This window comes from Pantoea eucrina, assembly GCF_001691555.1.
Classification (GTDB): Bacteria; Pseudomonadota; Gammaproteobacteria; order Enterobacterales; family Enterobacteriaceae; genus Pantoea; species Pantoea borealis.
In genome coordinates this window covers 712,812-738,369 of the sequence record NZ_MAYN01000008.1, presented here as the reverse complement: position 1 = coordinate 738,369, position 25,558 = coordinate 712,812, and the positions used below count along the sequence as shown (strand labels likewise).

Genomic DNA, 25,558 nt, shown 5'->3' with positions numbered 1-25,558 from the left:
GTAAAACCTTAGTTCGACCAGTTGCGGAAGCGCAGCGCTGACGAGCTTGCATCGTCGATACCTACGATGGTCGGCAGCAGTCCGGAGATAACGCGGTTCCAGCGGGTAATCGGCGTGGCGGTGACGTAGACGATGTCATACGGTTCCAGCTGGAACTCCGTACCCATCACCATTGACGCCGCATCCTTGGTATTCAACTGATAGATGTTGGCGATTTTCGTGCGGTTAGCGCCGCGAATCGGACGGATAACGAACACGCCGGTTGCATCAGAGGTGGTCTGATCCATGCCCTGTGCATTGCCCAGCGCTTCTGCCAGCGTCATGCCGCTGCGATCCATCTTCAGGGTAGCCTGCTGACGCACTTCACCCATTACAAAGACTTTGAGATCGTCATTACGCGGTACGTACAGAATGTCGCCCGGATAGAGCAGATGGTTCTGGCTCAGGTCGCCATTTTGCATCAGGGCCTGCAGCGAAATACGCTGTTCGCGGCCGTTATGCGTCAGCACAACGTTGCGCCAGTCAGCATCAGCGGCCAGGCCGCCCGCGGCGTTGACCGCATCCAGTACGGTAAGCGGCACGTTGGTAATCGGCTGCTGACCAGATGTGGTCACCGACCCGGTGATATACGCTTTCTGCGAGCGGAAAGCCGCCAGGTTAACATCTACCTGCGGGCTTTCAATGTACTGCGCCAGACGACGCGCAATCTCCGCACGCACTTCCGTTACGGTGCGACCCGCGACACGTACTTTACCGATGTACGGATAGAAAATTGTGCCGTCAGCCTGCACCCAGTTGCCGGTGTCGCTGGCGCTGCGGTACTGGCCGGCTGGGGTCGTCAGCTCCGGGTGATCCCAGACGGTGACATTCAGCACGTCGCCCACACCGATGCGATATTCGTAGCTCTGAATCTCGTTCTGCAGCTGTGGGTTAGCCTGTGCAACCAGCGGCTTAGGACGCATCTGCTCAACCAGACGAGGTGTCATCGGGAAGACGTTTACGTATTTATCGATGTCAAAGTTGCTATCCTGTTGCTCAATGACATCTTTTCCACTGGTGGTAAGGTGCGAACCTGGTTCGATGGTGCACCCGGAGAGAAAAGTTGCGGATACCAGTAAAGGTATCAATTTAGTTTTCATTATCATCTGGTTATTCGCTATCAGTTAATGATTGATAGAGGCGAAAACGCCGCTGTGTAAGCGTCTTACAAAAATTTAATTTAACGGGTTAAACACTGAAACTGTGGGTCATTATCATTGCTCCCTTGGTTTTTATGTTGTCACCGTGCCCCCGGACGACATCAATTAAAGCGGAATAGTGCCACTCAACAACCTATTCGCTTTAATCAGGCTCGATAATGGCAGTGTTCAGATAACAAGACTCCCAGCACCGGCAGTTATTCAGCGGGAGAGGTACCCTCTCCCGCCTTCGCTGTCTATCAATACGCGCCGTCGCGCTTAAGCACTACGCCGACTGTCTTAAACAGGATCGCAATATCATTCCACAGCGACCAGTTTTTGACATACCACGAGTCGAAATAGACGCGTGTTTCGTAGTCAACGTCGTTACGACCGCTGACCTGCCACAATCCCGTCATGCCTGGCTTGGCCATCAGGTAGTAATCTACATCCCCGGCATAACGGCAGAGTTCATCTTCAATCACCGGACGTGGCCCCACAAGGCTCATGTCGCCACGTACCACGTTCCACAGCTGCGGCAGCTCATCCAGACTGGTTTTACGGATGAAATGGCCAACTTTGGTAATACGCGGATCGTTCTTCAGTTTGAAATCTTTATCCCACTCCGCTCGCGCAACCGGATCGGTGCGCAGCACCTCTTCCAGCACTTCTTTGGAGTTGATCACCATTGAGCGAAACTTCAGGCATTTAAATTTACGTCCGTTCATACCGACACGTTCGTGACCGTAAATCGGCGGTCCGCCATCGCGGCCAACCATAAAACCGAGTACCAGCAGCGCCGGCGACAGCGCCACAATAATGCCGAGTGCACCGACGATGTCGAACGTGCGCTTGAGGAAACGCGAGGTGCGCTTCGCCAGGTTGTTGTTCACGCGCAGGATCATGACTTCGTGGCTGAAGATATAGGCCATGTCCGTTCCGTAGAGCGGTACACCACGCAGCGTCGGAATAACGGATACCGAACGGCAATTATGCATAGCCAGGTTTTTCAGCCAGAGGTCGCGATACTGACTCTGTTCAGACTCAACCGCAACGATAAACTGCGTTTCGCTGTTGGTTAACTGCCAGAGCTCAGCTTCGTTATGCAGTACCGGTACGCCGGAAATGCTGGCCTGCGGGCAGCTGCCATCAACATCAAAGAAGGCGATAACGTCAAAGCCCATCACCTCTTCACTCTGCAGCGCCTGCCAGGCTTCCTGTGCGTTACGGCTGCTGCCAATGATGATGGTCTGCTTTTTCCACATACCGAAATGGTTCAGTACACGCTTGGAGACGGCACGCGCAACCGGGATCAGGATCAGCGCCAGAATCCAGGTCAGTACCCAGACAAAACGCGACATCTGCCACTGCGATAATGCAGAAATAGACAAATCGATGACCGAGAAAATAAACACGGTACGAAATATCTCTTTCAGCTCAAACCAGAATGGCTTGCGGTAGGTGTAATGGCGCAGACGCACCCAGAACCAGCCCGTACAGATAATTGACAGACAGATGTGAGTAGCAATTTTTAAATTGAGATCTTTTTCAGAGATATCAGCCAGTGGCGAGTCAGATAATGAATTAATCAGGGCGAGTGCAATAAACAACGCCGCGTTAAAACAAATTAAATCCGAGCACGCCAGTAAAAATTTGGTCAGAAGACTTTTATATGTAAATTCGTTATCGCGCATATTTAACTCTTTTATTTTATTTCCCTAATCCCTAACGCTACAGGCCTGTGTAATAAATGAGCGATACTCAGTCGGAGCCTGTTGAGCAAACTGCGGCGAACTCCCCGGTATTTAGGTCAATTCTCTATTGATTTTCGACAGAAAATTGTGATAAATACCAACGGATTAGTCTGAGTTCCATTGCCGCTACACCAGACAGTTCATTTCCTGTTTACGCCAGTTCAGGCACGCTACCGCCCCTGGCTGTCGCTGCCAATACCGTCTGCTCATCCTGTTTTGCGCTTTTTTAACCATTTTCCCAGGATAACTCCTGGCCGGATCGCGCAGGTTCACAATTCACAACTTTAAAATGCATAACCCTGCGCTATTAACCAGATTGGCGCGGACATTTACTGACACGTTGCTATACTAGTTATTACTGGCTTGTTTACAAGTAGGGCCCGTGCCCCCTGTGCTATTTTAGGAAAAAGACTACCAGCCATTAGTAATGACGCCACATCTGCCGCGCAATCAGCGGTGAAAATTCAGAATTATTCGGATATACGATTGATAAAATGTAAGCGGTAATCCTGCTCAATCGGCATAACAATTAATTATGCGTAGCGTCCCTTCTCCTGCATTCTTAATCCATACAGTTTGCTTATTTTGTCTGCTGCGGCCCGAGCATTTCCCTGGCCAGCGTGCAGAACCTTATACCAGCAGGCCCGGCAGCGTTTTTCCGGTTTCCGGCCATTCGCTGTCATCAGATAAACCCCATTTTGAGACATTACGCTGACACGAGTATGCGGACGTGAATCGGCGATCCGCCGATCCGGGCGGGGTTAGTCACGCTAATCATTCAGCAGCGGGCACCGGACATTAATCGCCTGTGTTTATTGCCATTCTGGTTGAAAAGCTGCCGCGACCGGACGCGCGTGACGTGTCTGATGCTGGCGCTACCAAGCCGCGCCGGGCTGCTGGCCTCGCTCTCGTGGCCGGTGACGCTGCTACCGCCCCTGCTGACGGTCTGACCGCGCACGCGACCTGCTGCGCTTACCGGACGGTACTGTCCTGCTCTGCAAAGCAACCACTGAACTGATTGTGCGGCGGGAAGGTGGTGATAACGAGAGCGGTCAAAATAAGAACGGCGCTAAATTCTGGCCGGTGATGCAGGTGGTCGATCTGCTGTATCAGTCGCCGCACGGTGATTCAGCTGGTCTGCGCACACCGATCCGTCAGGCGCACACGCATTTTGCCTTTATTGTGGATGAGTCTGGATCAGCTTAAGGGATCGTGACGCTGAGGGACGGGGTAAAGGCTAACGTGCCCTCCGGGCGCCCTCAATGGCGCCCCTGCGGTGTTCTGCAGGGGGCGTATTTCTGTCACCGGTCAGCCTCAGGGCTTTTTCGTGGACGGATGGCGATCAAGCCACTGGTTAAGGCGCGACTTCGCCTCGCTCTGCAGCTGCTGACGCACAACATCATCTATCGGCAACGAATACTGCAGCTTATCCCAGCGGCCATACATACGCAGCGGAACAGGCTGCTGATTGAGCACTTTCGCCAGACGCTCATCCCCTTTCCAGCCGCGCAGCATCATATTGATGGTGACATCCAGCTGCTGCTGCACAATATCGACCGTTCCGTGCGTCTGTAGCGCCAGCTGGTTGCCGCCACCCTGCAGATCGGTAAACGCAACGTTGCCCTGCTGCAGACTGATACGCCCTGACAGCTGCTGGATGCCCTGATTATCAGGCTGATCGTTCGTTACCTGATTACTGGCGCGCGCAACGGCCCGGCGTACCATCTGTTGCAGATTAAGCTGCGTGAGCTGCAGATTGGTGGCCTCAATATCCGCACTACCCTGCCAGTTCTGCTTCGCCTCTTTTACGCTCAGCCCTGCCCCGCTCACCTTACCCTGCAGTGATAACGTTCCCTCAAGTGCAGCAGGCAGCGCCAGCGCTTTCAGCAGAGGGACGATGGCGATATTTTCCAGTTCAGGCTGAAACGCAGCCCGGGTAACCGGCTGACGAATATCAATTTGTCCCGGCAGCGAAAAATGTCCGTCACCCAGCCTGCCCTGCAGCCGGGTGAGCGTCATCAGCCCCTGCTGGTTGCTGGCGTCGATCTGCAGATTACTGAGCGTCAGCCCGCGCCACTGGCTCTGGTCCGCTTTCAGGGCAAGCTGCAGATCGAGCGTATTGAGCGGTGAATCGGCGTTATTGCGGAGGAGAGGTTCTGCAATCACCGGCGGCTGCACCGGCGCAGCCTGCGCGGTCCCGCTATCGCTGCTGACGGGCGCGCTAACGGCAAGGTTATCGATATTTAGCGAGGTTGCATGCAGCGCAAGGCGCAGCTGCTGCGGCATCGCAATACGCCCTTCGGCACTGCCCTGCAGCGTACTGTCGTTCGCGGTAAGCTGCATATCGGCCAGGGAGAACCGCTGTTTATCGGCGTTCCAGATCGCTTTTCCGCTCAGCGCGCCCTTGATCCCCTGCACCGGCAGATTCGCGCCGTCCAGCGCATAATCAAGCTGCGCCAGCGTGCCGCTGAGCTGATGCGGATAACGTGAGACATCCATCTCGCCCTGCAGCGCGACGCTGAGGTTGCGCTGATTACGTGACAGGCGCGTGCTCAGTTCAATGTGATTCTGTTTGCGGCTGTCCTGATCCAGACTCAGATTAAGATTGCGGAAGTTATACTCATCCCCGCCCGGCTGCTGCCAGATAAGCAGGCTGTCGGCCACGCGCAGTTTCGCGATCGCCAGGCTCCAGCTCTGTGAGGCGGCTAATGCCGGTTCGCTGTCGCCGGGACCGACGGGAGCCCCGCCGGGTTTCTGCGGCGCACTCTCCGGCGTGGCGCGAATAATCGCGTTTTTCAGCATCACCTGGCTGACACTGAGCTGATGCGTGAGCAGCGGCCAGAGATCGACATCCAGCCGCATGTTTTCGGCGGTCACCAGCGGCTGGCTGGCACCGGGTGCGGTGAGGCTCATGCGCCCGGAAAGAATGCTGAGCTGAGGCCAGACGTGCCAGCGCAAGTCGCTGCCTGTGACCAGCTGATAACCACTGCGCTGCTCTACCTGTTTTACCATGTAGGCACGAAAATCGTTGGGATTAACCAGTAGCACCAGTGCGGCCATCCCTGCCACCACTACCACTAACAGGATGACCAGCGTGGTTATCAATCTTCTCATTGCATCCTCAATGTGATGACCCGCGCCTCGTCAGCCCTGCCCGGGCGCGGGTACAGCGATTAATCTTTATCAATACGGCTGGCGTCAGCACCCTGCTGACCGCGATATTTTGCATCTTCACGCCGGTTATAAGGACGTGCGGCCGGACCCGATAGCGGCTCAAAGCTCAGCGCCCCAATCAGCATACCGGGACGCAGCGCCAGCGGCAGTTTGCCGGAGTTATAAAACTCCAGCACGATACGCCCCTGCCAGCCAGGATCGATGCGGTGCGCCGTAACGTGAACCATTAACCCTAGTCGCGCCAGGGAAGAACGTCCATCCAGCCAGCCAACCAGATCGTCCGGAATGGTCACCGACTCCAGCGTGACCGCCAGCGCCAGCTCACCCGGATGCAGGAAAAACGCTTCACCTTCCGGTAACACAATCTCGTCACTCATTACCCGATCCAGCGCGGCGCTGACCGCGTGCTTGGGTCCGCTCAGGTCGATAAAGGCGGCTGTGTGACCGCTGAACGTACGAAATCCGTTACCCAGCCGTACATCTACCGTGGCGCCGTTAATGCGTTCCACCGGGGGACGCGGCTCAATGGCCAGCTTGCCGCTGTCGAGCCAGGCTTCAATATCGCGATCGCATAATCTCATCGCAGGAACTCCCTAATTAAGTGTAGCGAAAGGCCGTCAGCACGGTGACAGCCCTGACGCATTCAATCCATGCCGAAGCAGCGTATCAAAGATACTGATTAATTTTCGCTTTGAGAATATCGATAGCGATACGGTTTTTACCGCCGCGCGGCACAATAATGTCGGCGTACTGTTTGGAAGGCTCAATAAACTGCAGGAACATCGGACGGACCGTTTTCTGATACTGATTCATGACGGAATCCATGGAGCGACCACGTTCATTCACGTCGCGCTTCATGCGGCGCATCAGACAGATATCCAGTGGCGTGTCGACAAAAATAGAGAAGTTCATCTCCTGACGCAGACGCGCGTCAGTCAGCAGCAGAATGCCCTCAAGGATAATCACCTTTTTGGGCTTCAGATGAATGCTTTCGCTGGTACGGGTATGTTCAACATAGCTGTAAACCGGCAGATCGATATCCTGTCCTGACTTGATCGCACGCAGATGCTGCAGCAGCAGATCGTGATCCATCGCGCTCGGATGGTCATAGTTGGTTTTTACCCTCTCTTCCATGGTGAGGTGGCTTTGATCTTTATAGTAGGCATCTTCGGGGATCACACCGATATGCTCGTCACCGACCTGGTCACGGATTTCACGAAAGAGCGTGCTGGCAATAAGGCTTTTTCCGGATGCAGATGCACCTGCGATGCCAACGATCACGCACTGATGGGACTTGTCAGTCATACTTTTTTAAGACCTGATAACTGGGAGCACGCCTCTGCCGAAGCAGCAACGGGCCAAATGAGAGGGTTTGGTGGCGGCAATTATAGGTATTTCGCTGGTTTGACGCCAGAGTAAATGCGGCATCGCCTTTTTTCAGAAAATCTCCTTTTGGCAGGCAGCCGCTGAACCGATAGACTGTCAGGCTGCCCGTACCCGGTTGGTGCGGGTCGCCCGTTAGCCCTGCAAGGAAAAATATGAGCTGGAGAACACTGACCTATTTTGGCGACAGTATGCTGCTGATCCCCACCGCGGTGATCATCGCCCTGGTGCTGCCGTGGAAAAGCAACAGCCGGCGTACCGTCTGGTACTGGCTGCTGGCGTTTGGTCTCGCCGGTCTGCTGGTCAGCCTGTCTAAAATTATGTTTCTCGGCTTTGGCATTGGCAGCGCACGCTTTAATTTCACCGGCTTCAGCGGGCACAGCGCCATGTCATCCACGCTCTGGCCGGTGATGATGTGGCTGATTTCCGGGCGCTGGTCCACCTTCTGGCGCGCCGTAACCATCGCCATCGGCTACGCCATCCCGCTGATGGTCGGTTTCTCCCGCCTGGTTATTCACGCACACTCCGTCAGCGAAGTGCTGGCAGGCCTGCTGCTTGGCTTTACCCTGAGCAGCGCGTTTCTCATCAGCCAGCGCCGCACCGTACTCAAAGGCTTCAGCGCGCTTCAGGTCGGCGTCGCCTTTCTGGTACCGCTGCTGCTGATGGGGCACGGGCGCGTCGCCACCACGCAGCAGTTCCTTGAGCGCCTGTCGGTAAAGCTCGCCGGACTGGAAAAACCGTTTAAGCGTGCCGACCTTTTTCGCTGACAGCATCGTGACTTAAACCAATTCGGCGTAAAGATCCTGTCTGAATGTGCTAGCATGCTGAGCAGAAATTGACTGGCGTATTTTCCCCATACCGGGTTGCGCGCTGCTGGACTGGTACATGATTGTTAAGATAGTCACCGCGCAGGATACATCGCCAGGCCGCTGGCTGACTGCCGTCAGACTGAGCATACTGGCTTTTCTGCTTACGCTGTTTTGTCTGGAACTGATTGTGGTCAGCGGGCGTATTTCGCCGCTGTGGTATTCAACGGCGCTGATGACCGGCGTTATTTTCCGCGCGCCGCTGAAGCATATTCCGCTGCTGCTGGCTGGCTGTGTCGCGGGCACGACGCTGGCGAATTTACTCATTATTGGCCCTGCGCTCAGCAATGTTAAATTTGCCATTCTGAACCTGATACAAGCGCTGCTGGCAGGCGGGATGCTGCGTCTGCTGCTGAATCGCCGCGCGCCACTTAATGCCCTGCCCGACTGGATCCGCTTTGCCCTGTGCGCCGGTGTGCTGGCCCCTCTGCTGGGCGGACTGATTGCGCTCTGGCTGCTGCAGGTGGATAAGCAGGCGCTGCTGCCCTTTTTAACGACCTGGGTGATTTCGGAAGTGATCGGCGTGCTGGCTTTTGGTCCGGTGGTACTGCTGTGGCCCGATAAGCCGCTGCGAGAGCTGATCGCCCCGGGCCGTCAGCTGGAGACCCTGCTGACGCTACTGGTTACCCTGCTCGCCAGCTATCTCTCTCTGCGCTTTCTGCCGTGGCCCTTTACCTTTATCGTGGTGATCCTGTTTTGGTGCGCGGTCCGGCTGCCAAAATTTGAAGCGTTCCTGCTCTGTTTTATTAATGCCAGTTTTATCTCGCTGCTGCTGGCGCTGGACTGGGTCAATCCGGTACAAACCGGCGCGTCACCCGGCCTGGTTTCAGCCTGGCTGCCCTTTCTGCTGGTGCTGCTGCCCAGCCATATCATGGCGCTGGTGATGGACGCATTCCGGCGCGAGAAAAATCATATTACCGAGAGCGAAACGCGCTTCCGCAACGCGATGGAGTACTCTGCTATCGGTATGGCGCTGGTCGGCATCAACGGTAAATGGCAGCAGGTTAACCAGTCCCTTTGCCGTACGCTGGGTTATCGCGCGTATGAACTGACGCAGCTGACCTTTCAGGAGATCACTCATCCGGATGATCTGCACAGCGATCTGCAGCTAATGGAGCGTCTGCTGGCGGGCGATCTGATGTCCTACACCTTTGAAAAACGCTATTTCCGCAAAGATGGCGAGATTGTCTGGTCGCGTCTGACCGTCTCTATGGTGCGTGACGCGCAGCAGCAGCCGCTCTATTTTATCGCGCAGATTGTCGATATCTCCGAACTGCGTCAGAGCGAACAGCGGAACCGCCAGCTAATGGAGCGCATTACGCTGGCCAACGAAGCGGGCGGCATCGGCGTGTGGGAGTGGAACCTGAAAACCGGGGAGATGCTCTGGGACAAGCGCATGTATGAGCTGTTTGCGCTGGAGCCGGAGCAGAAACCCACGTATGACCTCTGGCTGCATCTGGTCGATCCGGCCGAGCGGGAAAGCCTGGCGCTGACTGTGCAGCAGGCCATTGAGCGCCGCTCGGCGTTTCATCTTGAGTATCGTCTCAACCTGCCGCACGGCGTACAGTTTATCCGCTCAGAAGCCAATCGTATTCTGAGTCAGGATGGGCAGATCGAGCGCATGCTCGGTATCTGTCAGGATATCACCTCACTGCGTACGCTTAACGAAGCGCTGTTCCAGGAAAAAGAGCGTATGGCGATCACCCTGGATTCGATTGGCGAAGCGGTGATCAGCACCGATGATGAGATGTGCGTGACCTTTATGAACCCGGTCGCTGAGAGCCTGAGCGGCTGGCCGCAGGAACAGGCGGCGGGCACGCCGCTCAGCGAGCTGCTGAATATCACGCGCGGCGCTGATGGCCCGCGTATTGAGAATCTGCTGCTCTGCACGTTACCGGATGAAAAAGTTTCTCCGGCGCTGGATGAAGGGCTGGTGCTGCATACGCTGGCAGGCGCGCAGATTGAGATCCACTACAGCATTACCCCGCTGAAAACCCTGGCGGGCAGCACCATTGGTGCCGTGATGGTCATTCAGGATGTCAGCGAGTCGCGCCAGATCATGAAGCGTCTGAGCTATAGCGCGTCACACGATATGCTGACGCAGCTGCCCAACCGATCCAGTTTTGAGGATCAGCTGAAACGGCTGGTCAATGATGCGGCCGTCACCGGCACGCCGCATGTGCTGGTGTTTATCGACCTGGATAAATTTAAAGCAGTCAACGATACCGCAGGGCATGCGGCGGGTGATGCACTGCTGCGTGAGCTGGCGGTGCTGATGCAGCAGCAGCTGCGCAGCAGTGATATGCTGGCGCGCCTCGGTGGCGATGAGTTTGGCATCCTGCTGCCGCACTGCGAGGTCGATCACATCCGCGATCTGGTACAGAGCATTGTGGATGTTGTGAATGACTATACATTTTACTGGAAAACACACCCTTACCATGTGGGTGCCAGCGCCGGCATCACACAGATTGATGCGCGCAACTGCCTCAGCAATGTGGTGATGTCGCAGGCCGATGTCGCCTGTTACAGCGCTAAACATGCCGGACGCGGTCAGTATCAGGTTTATCAGGATGCAGAGAGGTAAAGCAGCGCACTGCATATTGCCAGCATGACCAGCCTGCGCTAAAGTCGCCCCCTTTTTTTCTGGCATGGGGCATAAGATGTATATCGGTTTTGACTACGGCACAGCGAACTGCGCTATCGCAGTAAGCGATAACGGCACGCCGCGGATGCTGGCGCTGGAAAATGACCAGCCGCTGCTGCCCTCAATGATTTGCGCCCCCGTACGCGAGGCGATTAGCGAATGGCTGCATCGCCACCATCAGGTGCCCACGCCGGCGAGCGAAAGCACCGCCCTGCTGCAGCGTGCACTGCGCTATAACCGCGAAGAAGATATCGAGATAACGCCTGGCAGCGTGCAGTTCGGGCTGACCGCGCTGCAGCAATATATGGTGGAGCCGGAAGATGTCTGGTTCGTCAAATCACCGAAATCCTTTTTAGGTGCCTCTGGCCTGAAGCCGCAGCAAATCGCCTTTTTTGAAGATCTGGTGTGCGCCATGATGGTGCATATCCGCCAGCAGGGTGAGGCGCAGCTCGGGCAGCAGATTGACCAGGCGGTTATCGGTCGCCCGGTGAACTTTCAGGGGCTGGGCGGTGACGATGCTAACCAGCAGGCGCAGGGTATTCTGCTGCGCGCGGCACAGCGGGCCGGCTTTCGTGACGTCGAGTTTCAGTTTGAGCCGGTCGCAGCCGGGCTGGACTTTGAAGCCACGCTGGACAGAGAGACGCGCGTGCTGGTGGTCGATATCGGCGGCGGCACCACCGACTGCTCCATGCTGCTGATGGGGCCAGAGTGGCGCCAGAAAGCTGACCGTCACGCCAGCCTGCTGGGCCATAGCGGCTGTCGGGTCGGCGGTAACGATCTCGACATTATGCTGGCGTTTAAAACGCTGATGCCGCTGCTGGGCCTGGGTGGCAGCACCCGCAAGGGCACGGCGCTCCCCGCCCTGCCGTGGTGGAACGCCGTCGCAATCAACGACGTTCCGGCGCAAAGCGAGTTCTATTCTGCGGCCTGCGGTAAGCTGCTGCAGGATCTGGTGCGGGATGCAGAAGCGGGAAACAGCGTGGCGCATCTGCTCAAAGTGTGGCAGCAGAAGCTAAGCTACCGGCTGGTACGCGCGGCTGAAGAGAGCAAAATTGCGCTCTCAGCACAGGCGGAAACGGATGCGTCGCTGGCGTTTATTGCACAGTCACTGCAGGCAGAGATCAGCGCGACGCAGCTGGAAGAGGCGATCAGTCAGCCGCTGGAGCGGATGCTGGAACAGGTACAGCTGGCGCTGGCCACCAGCGAGACCCGCCCGGATGTGATCTATCTCACTGGCGGCAGCGCACGCTCGCCGGTGCTGCGTGCCGCGCTGCAGCAGGCGCTGCCTGACACCCCGATTGCCGGCGGCGATGACTTTGGCTCGGTAACCGCCGGACTGGCGCGCTGGGCAGAAGTGATGTTCCGCTAGTCAGTCGTAAGAGGAGGTGCAGCCTGTGCGCCTCCTCTTAGTCCGTCAGAAGTTGATATTGGCTGAGATACCGCCGACAAAGGCGTCTTTCACCTCTCCGACCGCGCCCGGTGCCACGACATACTGCAGGTTAGGTCGCAGCTGCAGCCACTTCGCCAGCTGCGCATTGTAATAAATCTCATAGTTGTATTCCGAGCCCGCCTGCAGCGGCAGATAGGCCGGGCTGTCGAAGCGCGTTTCGCCGCTGGCCGCATTCTGCTGGCGCAGGGCGCGGCTGTAAGCGCTGTTAACGTGAATACGCGCGACGCCGGCACCTATCTCATCCTGCGGACGCGCATCGAACGGCCCCTTCCAGGTAAAACTGATGGACTGATAATTATCGGTTTTCGACGTCTTACGATCGTTCATGACCGCCTGCACCGTTATCCCGAGCCCGCGGCTGGCGTCCCCGCCCTGCGCGGTCAGCTGCTGCTGCAGCAGCAGGTAGCCGCCATACGCGTGATCCTGACGCTGATAGCCCCCTTCACGCCAGCTGCCGTAATTATCTCCGTTTACCGAGGAGTAGTAATAGCCAAGGCGATAGTTACCCGGCAGACCCGCTGCGCCCAGGGTCGGTTTCCAGCCCAGCTCGACCGGCACCAGATTGCCTTCTGAATGACGGGTATCCAGACGGAAACCGTCGCCGCGATCGTAGTTGGCGCGATTCTGGTTGTAAAAGCCGACCTGGAAGAAGAGATCGGGCGTGATGTTCGCTTTCAGGCGTCCGCCCCACTGTGAAACCGGCCAGTTGAACCAGCGATCGCCGCGCCAGTTGCCTGCCTGCCCGCTGCCAAATGCAAGGTTCTGAAACTTGCTGTCAAGGCTGTCAAAATCTTCACCTACGGTGACCCGTCCGGCCTTGAGATTGACCCGGTTGTCAAACAGCCCTTTGCTCAGCCAGAACTGCGTCAGACGCCACGTCTGCCCGCGACCATAAACCTCCTGCACGGAGGAGAGCATGCCGGTGCGGCGATCGGCTACCTGATCAGAAATATTGCGCCCGTCGCGATTAGTCACCGTTACCTGGAACTGCGCATCCTGCCAGTCGAGCAGTTTCTGCAGATCGAGATTCGCGCCAAATGCCCACTGATCGCTGTAGCGCATAGAGGTGTGACTGTCAGCCCCGCCACCGAGGTTGGCGGCGCTCTCCATGGTGTAATTAACGTCAAACTTCACGCCCTCATTTTCCAGCTGCGCGCGGCTACCGTTCCAGTCGCCCAGCATCCAAGGTGAATCGTAGCTGAACGCATCTGCCGCGATGGCGCCAGAGCTGAACATAGCCAGCATCAGCGTGCCCGCAACCAGGCGTGGCAGCGGACGCAAAGCAAAAATTGTTTTCATCGTTGTTATCTTCTGCAAGTTATAAGGGAAAATCGCGCAGAGGATAGTGCCGGGCAGCAGCAGGGTTTTGCAGTTTCGTGTGGATTTCGATCTGTACTGACAGTGGATTATCGCATTTGTGATGAAGATCTAAGATTTAAACATTTAAAACGTGACGGTGACTATTGATTGCTCTGCATCAATGTATGGGGTGCCGCAGCACCCCGGCCGGGATCAGACGCGGCTGGCGCGCGCCAGCTCCTCAATTTCCTGTTTGCTCAGCTCCAGCTGAGTGGCTTTGACCAGTTCATCCAGCTGCGACAGCGAGGTTGCGCTGACAATCGGTGCGGTGATGCCGGGACGCGCAATCAGCCACGCCAGCGCCACCTGCGTGGCTGAGGCATCGTGTGAAGCGGCGATATCTTCCAGCGCCTCAATAATGCGACTGCCGCGCTCATTAAGATATTTTTCCACTATCGCCTGCCCGCGCGGGCTTTTGCTGGCATCCTGCGGCTTTTTGTACTTCCCGCTGAGAAAGCCGCTTGCCAGTGAGTAGTAGTTGATCACGCCAAGCCCGTTTTTCACTGCCACCTGCTCCAGGCCGTTCTCATACCCTTCGCGATCGTAAAGGTTATATTCCGGCTGCAGCGTTTCATAGCGAGCCAGCCCTTCTTTGCTGCTGACATCCAGCGCTTCCTGCAGGCGCGCTGCGGAGTAGTTTGAAGCACCGATGGCCCGCACTTTGCCCTCTTTGATCAGGGAGTCGAACGCTTTCAGGGTATCCACCAGCGGCGTCTGCTCATCATCGCGATGCGCCTGATAAAGATCGATCACATCCGTCTGCAGCCGGCGCAGCGAATCCTCTACCGCCTGACGAATGTAAGCGGGCTTCAGTCCGGTTTTTTCCGGCGACAGCTCCATGCCGACTTTGGTCGCCAGCACGATCCGATCGCGCTTGCCGCTCTGCTTCAGCCACTTGCCGATAATGGTTTCCGACTCCCCTCCCTGATTGCCCGGGACCCAGCGGGAATAGACATCCGCGGTATCGATAAAAAACAGGCCGTGTTCGACCAGCGCATCCAGCAGTGAAAACGAGGTCTTTTCATCGACCGTCCAGCCAAAAACATTGCCACCAAACGTCAGGCGCGGAACGGTAATACCACTGTCGCCCAGCTGGCGGGTTGCAGGTTGTTTCATTGCGCTCTCCCTGATTAAAGATAGGTTTGTCTTTAAGCGTAGCAAATGAAAAAGTCGCAGCAGGGTCTATTCATGCCAGAATAGTGTCAGCATTGGGGATCCTTTACGCCGCGCTGAGCAGATATTCTTAATTCCTTCAATTTTCGCCTGGCGCAGGCGGCTACACTTATTTTCGTTTGCGCTGCCCGGATGTCGGGCAGGCATATCAGGAAGACGACATGGCTGGAGAGCACGCAGAGTAATGAAGAGTCGAACCAAAACGGGTCTGTTAGTTCTTATTGCGCTGGCGGTAGCGGCCGGCGGTTATTACGCCTGGCATTCGCGCACCACGCCATCACAGACGGCACCGGCTAACGAGAAGCGTGGCGCAGCAAACCGGCCAGCTACGCCGGTACAGGCCGCAGCCGCCGTGCTGCAAAGCGTGCCTTACTACCTGAATGGCCTCGGCACCGTCACCGCTGCAAATACGGTCACGGTGCGCAGTCGCGTTGAGGGTCAGCTGATGGCGCTGCATTTTACCGAGGGTGAACAGGTTGCTGCCGGCACGCTGCTGGCTGAGATCGATCCGCGGCCGTATCAGGTTGCGCTTACGCAGGCGCAGGGCCAGCTCGCCCGCGATCAGGCCACGCTGGCGAACGCCCGTCGCGATCTCAGCCGGTATGAAAAGCTGGCGAAAACATCACTGGTATCACAACAGGATCTCGATACCCAGCGGGCGCTGGTCAGTGAAACGCTGGGTACCCTTAAAGCGGATGAGGGCAACGTCGCGAGCGCGCAGCTTAATCTGACTTACAGCCGCATTACCGCGCCGATTGCCGGACGTGTCGGGTTACGCAAGGTTGACACCGGCAACTATATTAGCGCCGGCGATACTGACGGCCTGGTGGTGATCACCCAGACGCATCCGATTGATGTGGTATTCAGCGTGGCTGAGAACAATATCAGCCAGATCCTGAAAGCGCAGAAAAGCGGTCAGCCGCTGGTGGTGGAGGCCTGGGATCGCAGCAACACCACGCTGCTGACGCAGGGCACGCTGCTGAGCCTGGATAACCAGATCGATACCACTACCGGCACCATTAAGCTAAAGGCACGCTTCAGCAATGAAGATGACACCCTGTTTCCCAACCAGTTTGTTAACGCACGTCTGAAAGCTGATACGCTGCAGAACGCCGTGACTATTCCGACCGCCGCGCTGCAGATGAGCAATGAGGGTCACTTTGTCTGGGTGGTGAACAGCGAGAACAAGGTAAGTAAGAAACGCGTCACCGCCGGACTGCAGGATAGCCAGAAAGTGGTGATCAGTGCCGGACTGGAGGCGGGCGAGCGTGTCATCACCGACGGCATCGATCGCCTCACTGACGGCGCGACGGTAGACGTTGTGGCACCGCAGAGTACGGCGACAGAGACCACGCGTGCCGCGCAGCCAGCACGGGGAGAGCGTCAATAATGCAGGTGCTGCCTCCTGACGCTGGCGGCGGGCCGTCACGTCAGTTTATTTTACGCCCGGTGGCCACCACGCTGCTGATGATTGCGATTCTGCTGGCTGGCCTGCTTGGCTACCGCTTTCTGCCGGTTTCAGCGCTGCCGGAAGTGGACTACCCCACTATTCAGGTTGTCACGCTCTACCCCGGCGCCAGTCCGGATGTGATCACCTCGTCGATTACTGCCCCGCTGGAGCGTCAGTTCGGGCAGATGTCCGGGCTGAAACAGATGGCGTCACAAAGTTCCGGCGGCGCCTCGGTGATCACGCTGCAGTTTCAGCTGTCGCTGGCGCTGGATGTGGCGGAGCAGGAAGTTCAGGCGGCGATTAACTCCGCCACTAACCTGCTGCCTGACGATCTGCCTAATCCGCCCGCGTACAGTAAGGTGAATCCCGCCGATCCGCCGATTATGACGCTGGCGGTCACCACAACCAGCCTGCCGCTGACGCAGGTGCAGGATATGGTTGAAACGCGCGTGGCGCAGAAAATTGCTCAGGTCTCCGGCGTGGGCCTGGTCACGCTGTCCGGCGGACAGCGTCCGGCGGTCCGGGTAAAAATGAATGCGCAGGCGCTGGCGGCGTTAGGACTGACCAGCGAAGATGTGCGCACCGCTATCCGTAATGCCAACGTTAACTCCGCGAAAGGCAGCCTTGATGGCCCGTCACGATCTGTCACGCTGTCAGCAAACGATCAGATGACATCGGCAGAAGATTACCGCCGCCTGATTATCAGCTACAGCAACGCCGCACCGGTGCGGCTGGGGGACGTTGCAACCATAGAATCGGGCGCAGAGAACAGCTGGCTGGGAGCCTGGGCTAACCGCCAGCAGGCGATAGTGCTTAACGTGCAGCGGCAGCCCGGTGCCAATATTATCGACACCGCCGATAACATCCGGGCGCTGCTGCCGTCACTGACCGCCACGCTGCCTAAATCGGTCGACATGAAACTGCTGACCGATCGCACAACAAACATACGCGCTTCGGTATCTGATACGCAGCATGAACTGATGCTGGCCATGGCGCTGGTCGTCATGATCATCTACCTGTTTCTGCGTAATATCCCGGCCACGATCATTCCTGCCGTGGCGGTCCCGCTCTCACTGATTGGTACGTTTGCCGCCATCTATTTTATGGGCTTCTCGATCAACAACCTCACGCTGATGGCACTGACCATCGCCACCGGCTTTGTGGTGGATGATGCCATTGTGGTGATCGAGAATATTTCACGCTATATCGAGAAAGGTGAGAAACCGCTGACTGCCGCGCTGAAAGGCGCGGGAGAGATCGGCTTTACCATTATTTCGCTCACCTTCTCGCTGATTGCGGTGCTGATCCCGCTGCTGTTTATGGGCGATGTAATTGGCCGGCTGTTTCGTGAATTTGCCGTCACGCTGGCCATTGCCATTCTGATCTCAGCCGTGGTGTCACTGACGCTGACGCCGATGATGTGCGCGCGCATGCTGAGCGCAGAGTCGCTGCGCCGGCAGAACCGCTTCTCCCGCGCCAGCGAGGCGCTGTTTGAGCGGGTCATTGCCGGTTACGGACGTGCACTGACACGTGTGCTGCGGCATCCGTGGCTGACGCTCAGCGTGGCGCTTGGCACGCTGCTGATGACGGTATTGCTGTGGATCATGATCCCGAAAGGCTTCTTCCCGCAGCAGGATAACGGCATTATTCAGGGCACCCTGCAGGCGCCGCAGTCGGTCTCTTACGCCAGTATGGCGCAGCGCACGCGTGATGTGGCCTCCGTGGTGATGAAGGATCCGGCGGTTGAAAGCCTGACCTCTTTTGTCGGGGTGGACGGCACCAACCCTGCGCTTAACAGTGCCCGGCTGCAAATTAACCTTAAGCCGCTGGATGAGCGCGACGACCGCATTCCGGTGGTGCAGGCGCGGCTGCAGCAGGCGGTGGCGCAGATCCCGGGGGTCTCACTCTGGCTGCAACCGGTGCAGGATCTCACCATTGAGACGCAGAGCAGCCGTACCCCTTATCAGTTTACGCTGCAGTCTGGCTCGCTTGACGCTCTGAGCAGCTGGGTACCCGCCCTGCTCAGCCAGCTGGCTGAGGCCCCCCAGCTGCGCAATGTCAGCAGCGACTGGCAGGATCAGGGGCTGGAGGCGTATGTGCGCGTTGATCGCGACAGCGCCAGCCGGCTCGGGATATCCATGGCTGATGTCGATAATGCGCTGTATAACGCGTTTGGTCAGCGGCTGATCTCAACGATTTACACGCAGGCAAACCAGTATCGTGTGGTGCTGGAGCAGGATAATGCACAGACGTCGGGGCTGGCGAGCCTGGAGGGTGTGCGGCTCAAAAGCAGCGACGGCGGCAGCGTGCCGCTCAGCGCTATCGCCAGCACAGAAGAGCGGCATACCGCTCTCAGCATCAATCACCTCGATCAGTTCCCGTCCGCGACGTTCTCTTTTGACGTAGCCGACGGCTATTCGCTGGAGGAGGCGCTGCAGGCCATTACCGCAGCAGAAGGGGCGCTGGGTATGCCGTCGGATATTGTCACGCAGTTCCAGGGCAGTACGCTGGCGTTTGAAGCGGCGCTGAGCAGCACCGTCTGGCTGATTGTGGCTGCCGTGGTCGCAATGTATATCGTCCTTGGCGTGCTGTATGAGAGCTTTATCCATCCGATCACTATTCTCTCTACCCTGCCCACTGCGGGCGTGGGGGCACTGCTGGCGCTGATGCTGAGCGGCAACGAACTCGATATTATTGCCATTATCGGCATCATCCTGTTGATCGGTATTGTGAAGAAAAACGCCATTATGATGATTGACTTTGCGCTGGCAGCAGAGCGTGAACAGGGCATGGCGCCGCGTGACGCGATCTATCAGGCCTGCCTGCTGCGCTTCCGCCCGATCCTGATGACCACGCTGGCGGCGCTGCTGGGTGCGCTGCCGCTGATGCTCAGTACCGGCGTCGGGGCCGAGCTGCGGCATCCGCTCGGTATCGCCATGGTGGGCGGCCTGATCCTCAGCCAGATCCTGACGCTGTTTACCACGCCGGTCATCTATCTGCTGTTTGACCGGCTGGCGCACGCTACCCGCCGGCGCTTCAGCCGTCCGGAGGCGCAGTCGTGAGGTTTTTTGCCCTCTTCATTCATCGTCCGGTCGCCACCATCCTGCTGACGCTGGCGATTGCGCTGGCGGGGATGCTCGGCTTTCGTCTGCTGCCGGTTGCCCCGCTGCCCCAGCTCGACTTTCCGGTGATTATGGTGTCGGCGTCGCTGCCGGGTGCGTCGCCGGAAACCATGGCCGCCTCGGTGGCCACGCCGCTGGAGCGCTCGCTGGGACGCATCGCCGGCGTGAGCGAGATGACCTCCACGAACTCACTGGGCAGCACGCGCATCATTCTGGTGTTTGATTTTGACCGCGATATCAATGGTGCCGCGCGCGATGTGCAGGCGGCGATTAATGCGGCGCAGAGCCTGCTGCCGTCGGGTATGCCGAGCCGGCCTTCTTATCGAAAAGCGAACCCCTCGGATGCGCCGATCATGATCCTGACAGTGACCTCGGACGACTATAATCCGGGTCAGCTCTATGATTACGCCTCGACGCAGCTGGCGCAAAAACTGTCGCAGATTGAGGGCGTCGGCGACGTCACGGTAGGCGGCAGTTCGCTGCCCGCCGTGCGCGTCGATCTCAATCCGCAGGCGCTGTTTAATCAGGGGGTATCGCTGGATGCGGTGCGCAGCGCCATCAGTAACGCCAATCAGCGAAGACCACAGGGCGCAATCGACGATCGCCAGCAGCGCTGGCAGCTGCGTACCAATGATGAACTGCAGAGCGCCAGCGCCTATCAGCCGCTGGTGGTGCACTATAACAACGGTGCGGCGGTCCGGCTCAGCGATGTCGCCAGCGTGCAGGATTCGGTGCAGGATGTGCGCAACGCCGGAATGACCAACGGCAAGCCAGCGGTGCTGCTGGTGATCCGGAAGTCGCCGGACGCCAATATCATCGATACCGTGGATCGCATTCGCGCTGAACTGCCGGTGCTGCACGATTTCATCCCGGCGGCGATCGATCTGCAGATTGCCCAGGATCGCTCGCCAACTATTCGCGCCTCGCTGCATGAAGTGGAGCAGTCGCTGGTGATTGCCGTGGTGCTGGTGATTCTGGTGGTGTTTTTGTTCCTGCGCGACGGCCGGGCCACGCTTATTCCTGCCGCGGCGGTGCCGGTCTCACTGATTGGCACCTTTGCTGCCATGTATCTGTGCGGCTTCAGTCTTAACAACCTGTCGCTGATGGCGCTGACTATCGCCACCGGGTTTGTGGTGGATGATGCGATTGTGGTGCTGGAGAATATTGCCCGGCACGTGGAGGCTGGTATGAAGCCGCTGCAGGCGGCGCTGACCGGCGTCCGTGAAGTCGGCTTCACCGTGCTGTCGATGAGCCTGTCCCTGATTGCGGTGTTTTTGCCGCTGCTGATGATTGGCGGCATTATCGGACGCTTCTTTTCGGAGTTTGCCATTACGCTGTCGGTGGCGATCCTGATCTCGCTCTTTATCTCCGTCACGCTGACGCCGATGATGTGCGCATATCTGCTGAAGCCGCAACCGGCGCAGCCTGCTGCCCCGGGGCTGTTCAGCCGGCTGCTGCAGCGGACGCAGGACGGCTATGCGCGCTCGCTGCGCCGGGTGCTGCAACACGCTATCTGGGTGCTGCTGCTGCTCGGCGGCACGGTAGCGATGACCGTCTGGCTGTTTATTACCATTCCCAAAACCTTTATGCCGGAACAGGATACCGGTCGTCTGAGCGGCTTTTTGTCTGCCGATCAGAGCATCTCATTTCAGGCGATGCGCGGTAAGCTGGAAGATTTTATGAATATCATCAAAATGGATCCGGCGGTGGATAATGTCACTGGCTTTATCGGCGGTCTGGGCACCAACAGCGGCCTGATGTTTATCGCGCTGAAACCCCTCACTGAGCGCAGCGAAAGCGCCCAGCAGGTGATCGCCCGTCTGCGTACTAAACTGGCCAAAGAGCCGGGTGCCAGCCTCTATCTGAACGCCGTGCAGGATATTCGCGTCGGCGGGCGCGAGTCGAACGCCAGCTATCAGTACAGCCTGCTGTCGGATAACCTCGCCGACTTGCGTGAATGGGAACCCAAAATTCGCAAAGCCTTCTCTGCCCTGCCGCAGCTCGCTGATGTTAACTCCGATCAGCAGGATAAAGGCAGCGAAATGGCCATCACCTACGATCGCGAAAGCATGGCGCGCCTGGGCATAGACGTTTCAGCCGCCAATGATCTGCTGAACAACGCCTTTGGCCAGCGCCAGATCTCAACCATCTATCAGCCGCTGAATCAGTATAAAGTGGTGATGGAGGTGGATCCGCGCTATACCCAGGATATCAGCGCGCTCGACCAGATGTTTGTGGTCAGCAGCGACGGTAAAGCGATCCCGCTGAGCGGCTTTGCCCGCTGGCAGCCCGCTAACGCACCGCTGTCCGTCAACCATGAGGGGCTTTCTGCGGCGACAACCATTTCGTTTAATTTGCCGGAAGGCGTTTCACTGTCGCAGGCCTCTGCGGCGATCGATCGCACCATGACGGCTCTGGGGGTGCCCTCCAGCGTGCGCGGCAGCTTTGCCGGTACCGCGCAGGTGTTTCAGCAGTCGCAGTCCAGCCAGCTCTGGCTGATGCTGGCGGCCATTGCGGCGGTCTATATCGTGCTGGGTATTCTGTATGAGAGCTATGTACACCCGCTGACGATTCTGTCGACGCTGCCGTCGGCCGGAACCGGCGCGCTGCTGGCGCTGAAGCTGTTTGATACGCCGTTCAGTCTGATTGCGCTGATTGGTATTTTGCTGCTGATAGGCATTGTGAAAAAGAACGCCATCATGATGGTCGATTTTGCGCTGGAGGCGGAACGCCGGCAGCAGCTGAGTCCGCGTGAAGCGATTTTTCAGGCGTGTCAGCTGCGTTTTCGTCCGATTCTGATGACCACGCTGGCCGCGCTGTTTGGTGCACTGCCGCTGGTGCTGACCAGCGGTGACGGGGCCGAGCTGCGGCAACCGCTGGGCATCACCATCGCCGGTGGCCTGGTGGTAAGCCAGCTGCTGACGCTCTACACCACGCCGGTGGTCTATCTGCTGATGGATAAATTACGCCGCCGCAGAGCAGTTACGGAGCCGGCAGCCACCCGGATGCCGTAGGGGGCGCATTTATGCGCCCCTGGCAACCGAACGCACATGAATCCAGGGCGCCATTAATGGCGCCCCTACGCGGACGATTGCGGCATTAATGCGCCCCTGGCAAACAACGCGCACGAAACCCGGGCGCCATTAATGGCGCCCCTGCAGGGGCGATAATGCATTAATGCGCCCGGATAAACGAACGTGCCCTTACGCTGGAGGAGAGAAGATGAATACACCTGCCACCACGGTACGCTGGCAGCTCTGGATTGTGGCGTTTGGCTTCTTTATGCAGACGCTGGATACCACCATTGTCAACACCGCGCTGCCCTCTATGGCACAGGATCTCGGCGTCAGCCCGCTGCATATGCATTCCGTTATCGTCTCTTACGTTCTGACGGTTGCGGTGATGCTGCCGCTGAGCGGCTGGCTGGCTGATCGCTTTGGCGTGCGTAACATCTTTTTCAGCGCGATTGTGCTGTTCAGCGTCGGATCGCTGTTTTGTGCGCTGGCTGCCACGCTTAACCAGCTGGTCCTGGCGCGCGTGGTGCAGGGCATCGGCGGCGCGATGATGGTGCCGGTGGGCCGCTTAACGGTCATGAAAATTGTGCCGCGCGAGCAATATATGTCCGCCATGACCTTTGTCACCCTGCCGGGGCAGATTGGCCCGCTGCTCGGTCCGGCACTCGGCGGCGTACTGGTTGAATACGCCAGCTGGCACTGGATTTTTCTCATCAATATCCCGGTCGGGATTATTGGTGCTATCGCCACGCTGATGCTGATGCCTAACTACACCATGCAGACGCGCCGGTTTGACTTTGCCGGCTTTCTGCTGCTGGCGGCTGGCATGGCGGCGCTGACGCTGGCGCTGGATGGCGGCGGCAGCGGCGCACTGCTGCCCGGTCTCCTGATCCTCACCGGTGTACTGTCGCTGCTGTTCTATCTGATGCACGGCCGCCATAATGACAACGCGCTGTTCAGCCTGCGGCTGTTTGATAACCGTCTCTATTCGATTGGTCTGCTCGGCAGCTTTACCGGGCGCATCGGCAGCGGCATGCTGCCGTTTATGACGCCGGTGTTTCTGCAGGTAGGTCTTGGCTTCACGCCGTTTCATGCCGGGCTGATGATGATCCCGATGGTGCTGGGAAATATGGGCATCAAGCGTGTGGTGGTGCGCATCGTGAATCTGTTTGGCTACCGCCGCGTACTGGTCAGCAGCACGCTGGCGCTGGCAGGGGTCGTAGCGCTGTTTGCCGTGGTGGCGCTGGCCGGCTGGATCTGGCTCCTCCCGCTGGTATTGCTGCTGCTCGGCATGGTCAATGCCCTGCGTTTTTCCGCCATGAATACCCTGACGCTGAAAGATCTGCCGGACGATCTCGCCTCCGGTGGCAACAGCTTGCTGTCGATGATCATGCAATTGTCGATGAGTATCGGCGTCACGCTCGCCGGTCTGCTGCTTGGCGCGTTTGGCCATCAGGCCGCTGCCGGCAGCGACATGGCGCAGCAGACCTTTGCCTGGACCTGGCTCTGTATGGTGGTGGTGATCGCCCTGCCGGCGCTGGTGTTCTGGCGGGTACCGGAAGCCCTCAGTAAAAATGTTGATCTCAGAACCAGGAGCAATAAGTGATTGCGCGTTTCCGGCCCGGCATCGGCGCCAAACTCTTTATGGCGATTTTTGGCACCTGCATGCTGGTCATTATTACTATGCACTGGGGAGTACGGCTCAGCTTTGAGCATGGCTTTGTTGATTACATTAAAAAGGGCAACGAACAGCGGCTGACGCTGCTGAGTGATGCGCTGGCGGATCAGTATGAGCAGCACGGCAGCTGGGATTTCCTGCGCCAGAACGATCGGCTTATCTTCACCATTCTGCGCTCGCTGGAGCAGAACCCTGGCAGCCACAATCCGCTGCCGCCGCACGGCTGGCGCACACAGTTCTGGATCATCGATCAGCAATATAAGGTGCTGTCAGGCCCGCGCGCACCAATTCCGCCAAAAGGAACCCGGCGTAACATCACCACCAGCACCGGTAAAATTGTCGGCTGGGTGATTGCCTCGCCGGCGGAAAACCTGACGCGCAGCACCGATATCAATTTTGACCGGCAGCAGCGCCAGACCAACTGGATGATCGTCACGCTCTCTACCCTGCTGGCGGCGCTGGTGACCTGGCTGCTGGCACGCGGCCTGCTGGCGCCGGTCAAACGGCTGGTAGAGGGCACGCATCAGCTGGCAGCGGGTAAATTTGCTACCCGGGTTAAGGTTGATAGCGGTGATGAAATTGGTCAGCTGGCGCGCGACTTTAATCAGCTGGCGCAGTCGCTGGAAAAAAATGAGAGTAATCGCCGCGCGTTCATGGCGGATATCTCCCATGAGCTGCGCACGCCGCTGGCGATCCTGCGTGGCGAGCTGGAGGCGATACAGGATGGCGTGCGGCAGGTCACGCCTGAGGCGATAAGTTCGCTGCAGAGCGAGGTGGTGGTACTGACCAAGCTGGTGGATGACCTGCATCAGCTGTCGCTCTCCGATGCGGGTGCCCTTGCCTACCGCAAACAGCCGCTGGATCTGGTTAACCTGCTGGAAGTGATCGCCGGCAGCTTTGCCGGACGCTATCGCACGCACCATCTGACGCTGCAGCTGCAGCTGCCTGCAGAAGCCAGCAGCTTTGGCGATCCTGACCGGCTGATGCAGTTGTTTACGAACCTGCTGGAAAACAGCCTGCGCTACACCTATCCCGGCGGCGACGTCCGCATTACCATGCGGCAGCAGGAGGATCAGTGGCTGCTCTGTATTGATGACAGCGCACCCGGCGTAGCGGCGGCGCAGCGCACGCAGCTGTTCGAGCGCTTTTTCCGTGCGGAAAACTCCCGCAATCGCGCCAGTGGAGGCTCCGGTCTGGGGCTGGCTATCTGTAAAAATATCGTCGAGGCGCACGGCGGTACGATTTCTGCAGAGCACTCTGATTTAGGTGGCGTACAAATCAGGCTAAACTTGCCCTATGTTCCCCAGTAGAAA

The 25,558-nt window shown here is 57.9% G+C and carries 16 protein-coding genes; 9 read left to right on the top strand and 7 right to left on the bottom strand.

Going from position 1 to position 25,558, the window contains the following annotated elements; genetic code table 11:
- Positions 1–8: 8 nt before the first annotated feature.
- Together BBA90_RS09525 and wbaP are read right to left on the bottom strand one after the other, a co-directional pair.
- On the bottom strand, positions 9–1,139 hold the full coding sequence (locus BBA90_RS09525) for a polysaccharide export protein (protein ID WP_175540437.1): 1,131 nt from the start codon (positions 1,137–1,139) through the stop codon (positions 9–11).
- A gap of 299 nt (positions 1,140–1,438) precedes the next feature.
- Positions 1,439–2,872 (bottom strand): undecaprenyl-phosphate galactose phosphotransferase WbaP, encoded by a 1,434-nt coding sequence (gene wbaP, locus BBA90_RS09520; protein ID WP_065648913.1) that lies wholly within the window; start codon positions 2,870–2,872, stop codon positions 1,439–1,441.
- Between the two features lie 1,080 nt (positions 2,873–3,952).
- Here wbaP and BBA90_RS09510 point away from each other — a divergent pair.
- Entirely contained in the window at positions 3,953–4,138 is a 186-nt protein-coding gene (locus tag BBA90_RS09510) for a hypothetical protein (RefSeq protein WP_065648911.1), read from the top strand.
- Positions 4,139–4,246: 108 nt separating this feature from the next.
- On the opposite strand, the gene asmA is transcribed toward BBA90_RS09510, so the two are convergent.
- From asmA to udk, 3 genes are all read right to left on the bottom strand, one after another.
- A complete protein-coding gene (asmA, locus tag BBA90_RS09505) occupies positions 4,247–6,046 on the bottom strand; it encodes an outer membrane assembly protein AsmA (RefSeq protein WP_065648910.1) in 1,800 nt (599 codons plus the stop codon).
- Between the two features lie 59 nt (positions 6,047–6,105).
- The gene (gene dcd / locus BBA90_RS09500; RefSeq protein WP_065648909.1) at positions 6,106–6,687 is read right to left on the bottom strand and encodes a dCTP deaminase; all 582 of its coding nucleotides are present in this window, start codon (positions 6,685–6,687) and stop codon (positions 6,106–6,108) included.
- Between the two features lie 85 nt (positions 6,688–6,772).
- On the bottom strand, positions 6,773–7,411 hold the full coding sequence (gene udk / locus BBA90_RS09495) for a uridine kinase (protein WP_039385396.1): 639 nt from the start codon (positions 7,409–7,411) through the stop codon (positions 6,773–6,775).
- A 233-nt stretch (positions 7,412–7,644) separates the two neighbouring features.
- Here udk and BBA90_RS09490 point away from each other — a divergent pair, with 233 nt between their 5' ends.
- The 3 genes from BBA90_RS09490 (at position 7,645) to yegD (ending at position 12,368) form a co-directional block, all read left to right on the top strand.
- Positions 7,645–8,256, top strand: a complete 612-nt coding sequence (locus BBA90_RS09490) for a phosphatase PAP2 family protein (protein WP_065648908.1) — start codon at positions 7,645–7,647, stop codon at positions 8,254–8,256.
- 118 nt (positions 8,257–8,374) lie between these two features.
- Positions 8,375–10,939 (top strand): diguanylate cyclase, encoded by a 2,565-nt coding sequence (locus tag BBA90_RS09485; protein ID WP_065648907.1) that lies wholly within the window; start codon positions 8,375–8,377, stop codon positions 10,937–10,939.
- Between the two features lie 76 nt (positions 10,940–11,015).
- Entirely contained in the window at positions 11,016–12,368 is a 1,353-nt protein-coding gene (gene yegD, locus BBA90_RS09480) for a molecular chaperone (protein ID WP_065648906.1), read from the top strand.
- Between the two features lie 45 nt (positions 12,369–12,413).
- Here yegD and BBA90_RS09475 read toward each other — a convergent pair whose 3' ends face one another.
- Positions 12,414–13,748 (bottom strand): carbohydrate porin, encoded by a 1,335-nt coding sequence (locus tag BBA90_RS09475; RefSeq protein WP_065648905.1) that lies wholly within the window; start codon positions 13,746–13,748, stop codon positions 12,414–12,416.
- A gap of 213 nt (positions 13,749–13,961) precedes the next feature.
- Complete coding sequence (locus tag BBA90_RS09470; RefSeq protein WP_065648904.1) at positions 13,962–14,924, bottom strand: aldo/keto reductase; 963 nt, start codon at positions 14,922–14,924, stop codon at positions 13,962–13,964.
- Positions 14,925–15,165: 241 nt separating this feature from the next.
- On the opposite strand from BBA90_RS09470, the gene BBA90_RS09465 reads away from it, so the two are divergent.
- The 5 genes from BBA90_RS09465 (at position 15,166) to baeS (ending at position 25,555) form a co-directional block, all read left to right on the top strand.
- Complete coding sequence (locus BBA90_RS09465) at positions 15,166–16,371, top strand: MdtA/MuxA family multidrug efflux RND transporter periplasmic adaptor subunit (RefSeq protein ID WP_065648903.1); 1,206 nt, start codon at positions 15,166–15,168, stop codon at positions 16,369–16,371.
- Positions 16,371–19,493, top strand: a complete 3,123-nt coding sequence (locus BBA90_RS09460) for an MdtB/MuxB family multidrug efflux RND transporter permease subunit (protein WP_065648902.1) — start codon at positions 16,371–16,373, stop codon at positions 19,491–19,493. The genes BBA90_RS09465 and BBA90_RS09460 overlap by 1 nt, the downstream gene beginning before the upstream one ends.
- Entirely contained in the window at positions 19,490–22,567 is a 3,078-nt protein-coding gene (mdtC, locus tag BBA90_RS09455; protein WP_065648901.1) for a multidrug efflux RND transporter permease subunit MdtC, read from the top strand. The genes BBA90_RS09460 and mdtC overlap by 4 nt, the downstream gene beginning before the upstream one ends.
- Positions 22,568–22,775: 208 nt before the next feature.
- Positions 22,776–24,173, top strand: a complete 1,398-nt coding sequence (mdtD, locus tag BBA90_RS09450; RefSeq protein ID WP_065648900.1) for a multidrug transporter subunit MdtD — start codon at positions 22,776–22,778, stop codon at positions 24,171–24,173.
- The gene (baeS, locus tag BBA90_RS09445) at positions 24,170–25,555 is read left to right on the top strand and encodes a two-component system sensor histidine kinase BaeS (RefSeq protein ID WP_075050728.1); all 1,386 of its coding nucleotides are present in this window, start codon (positions 24,170–24,172) and stop codon (positions 25,553–25,555) included. Before mdtD ends, baeS begins: the two co-directional genes overlap by 4 nt.
- Positions 25,556–25,558: the final 3 nt, after the last annotated feature.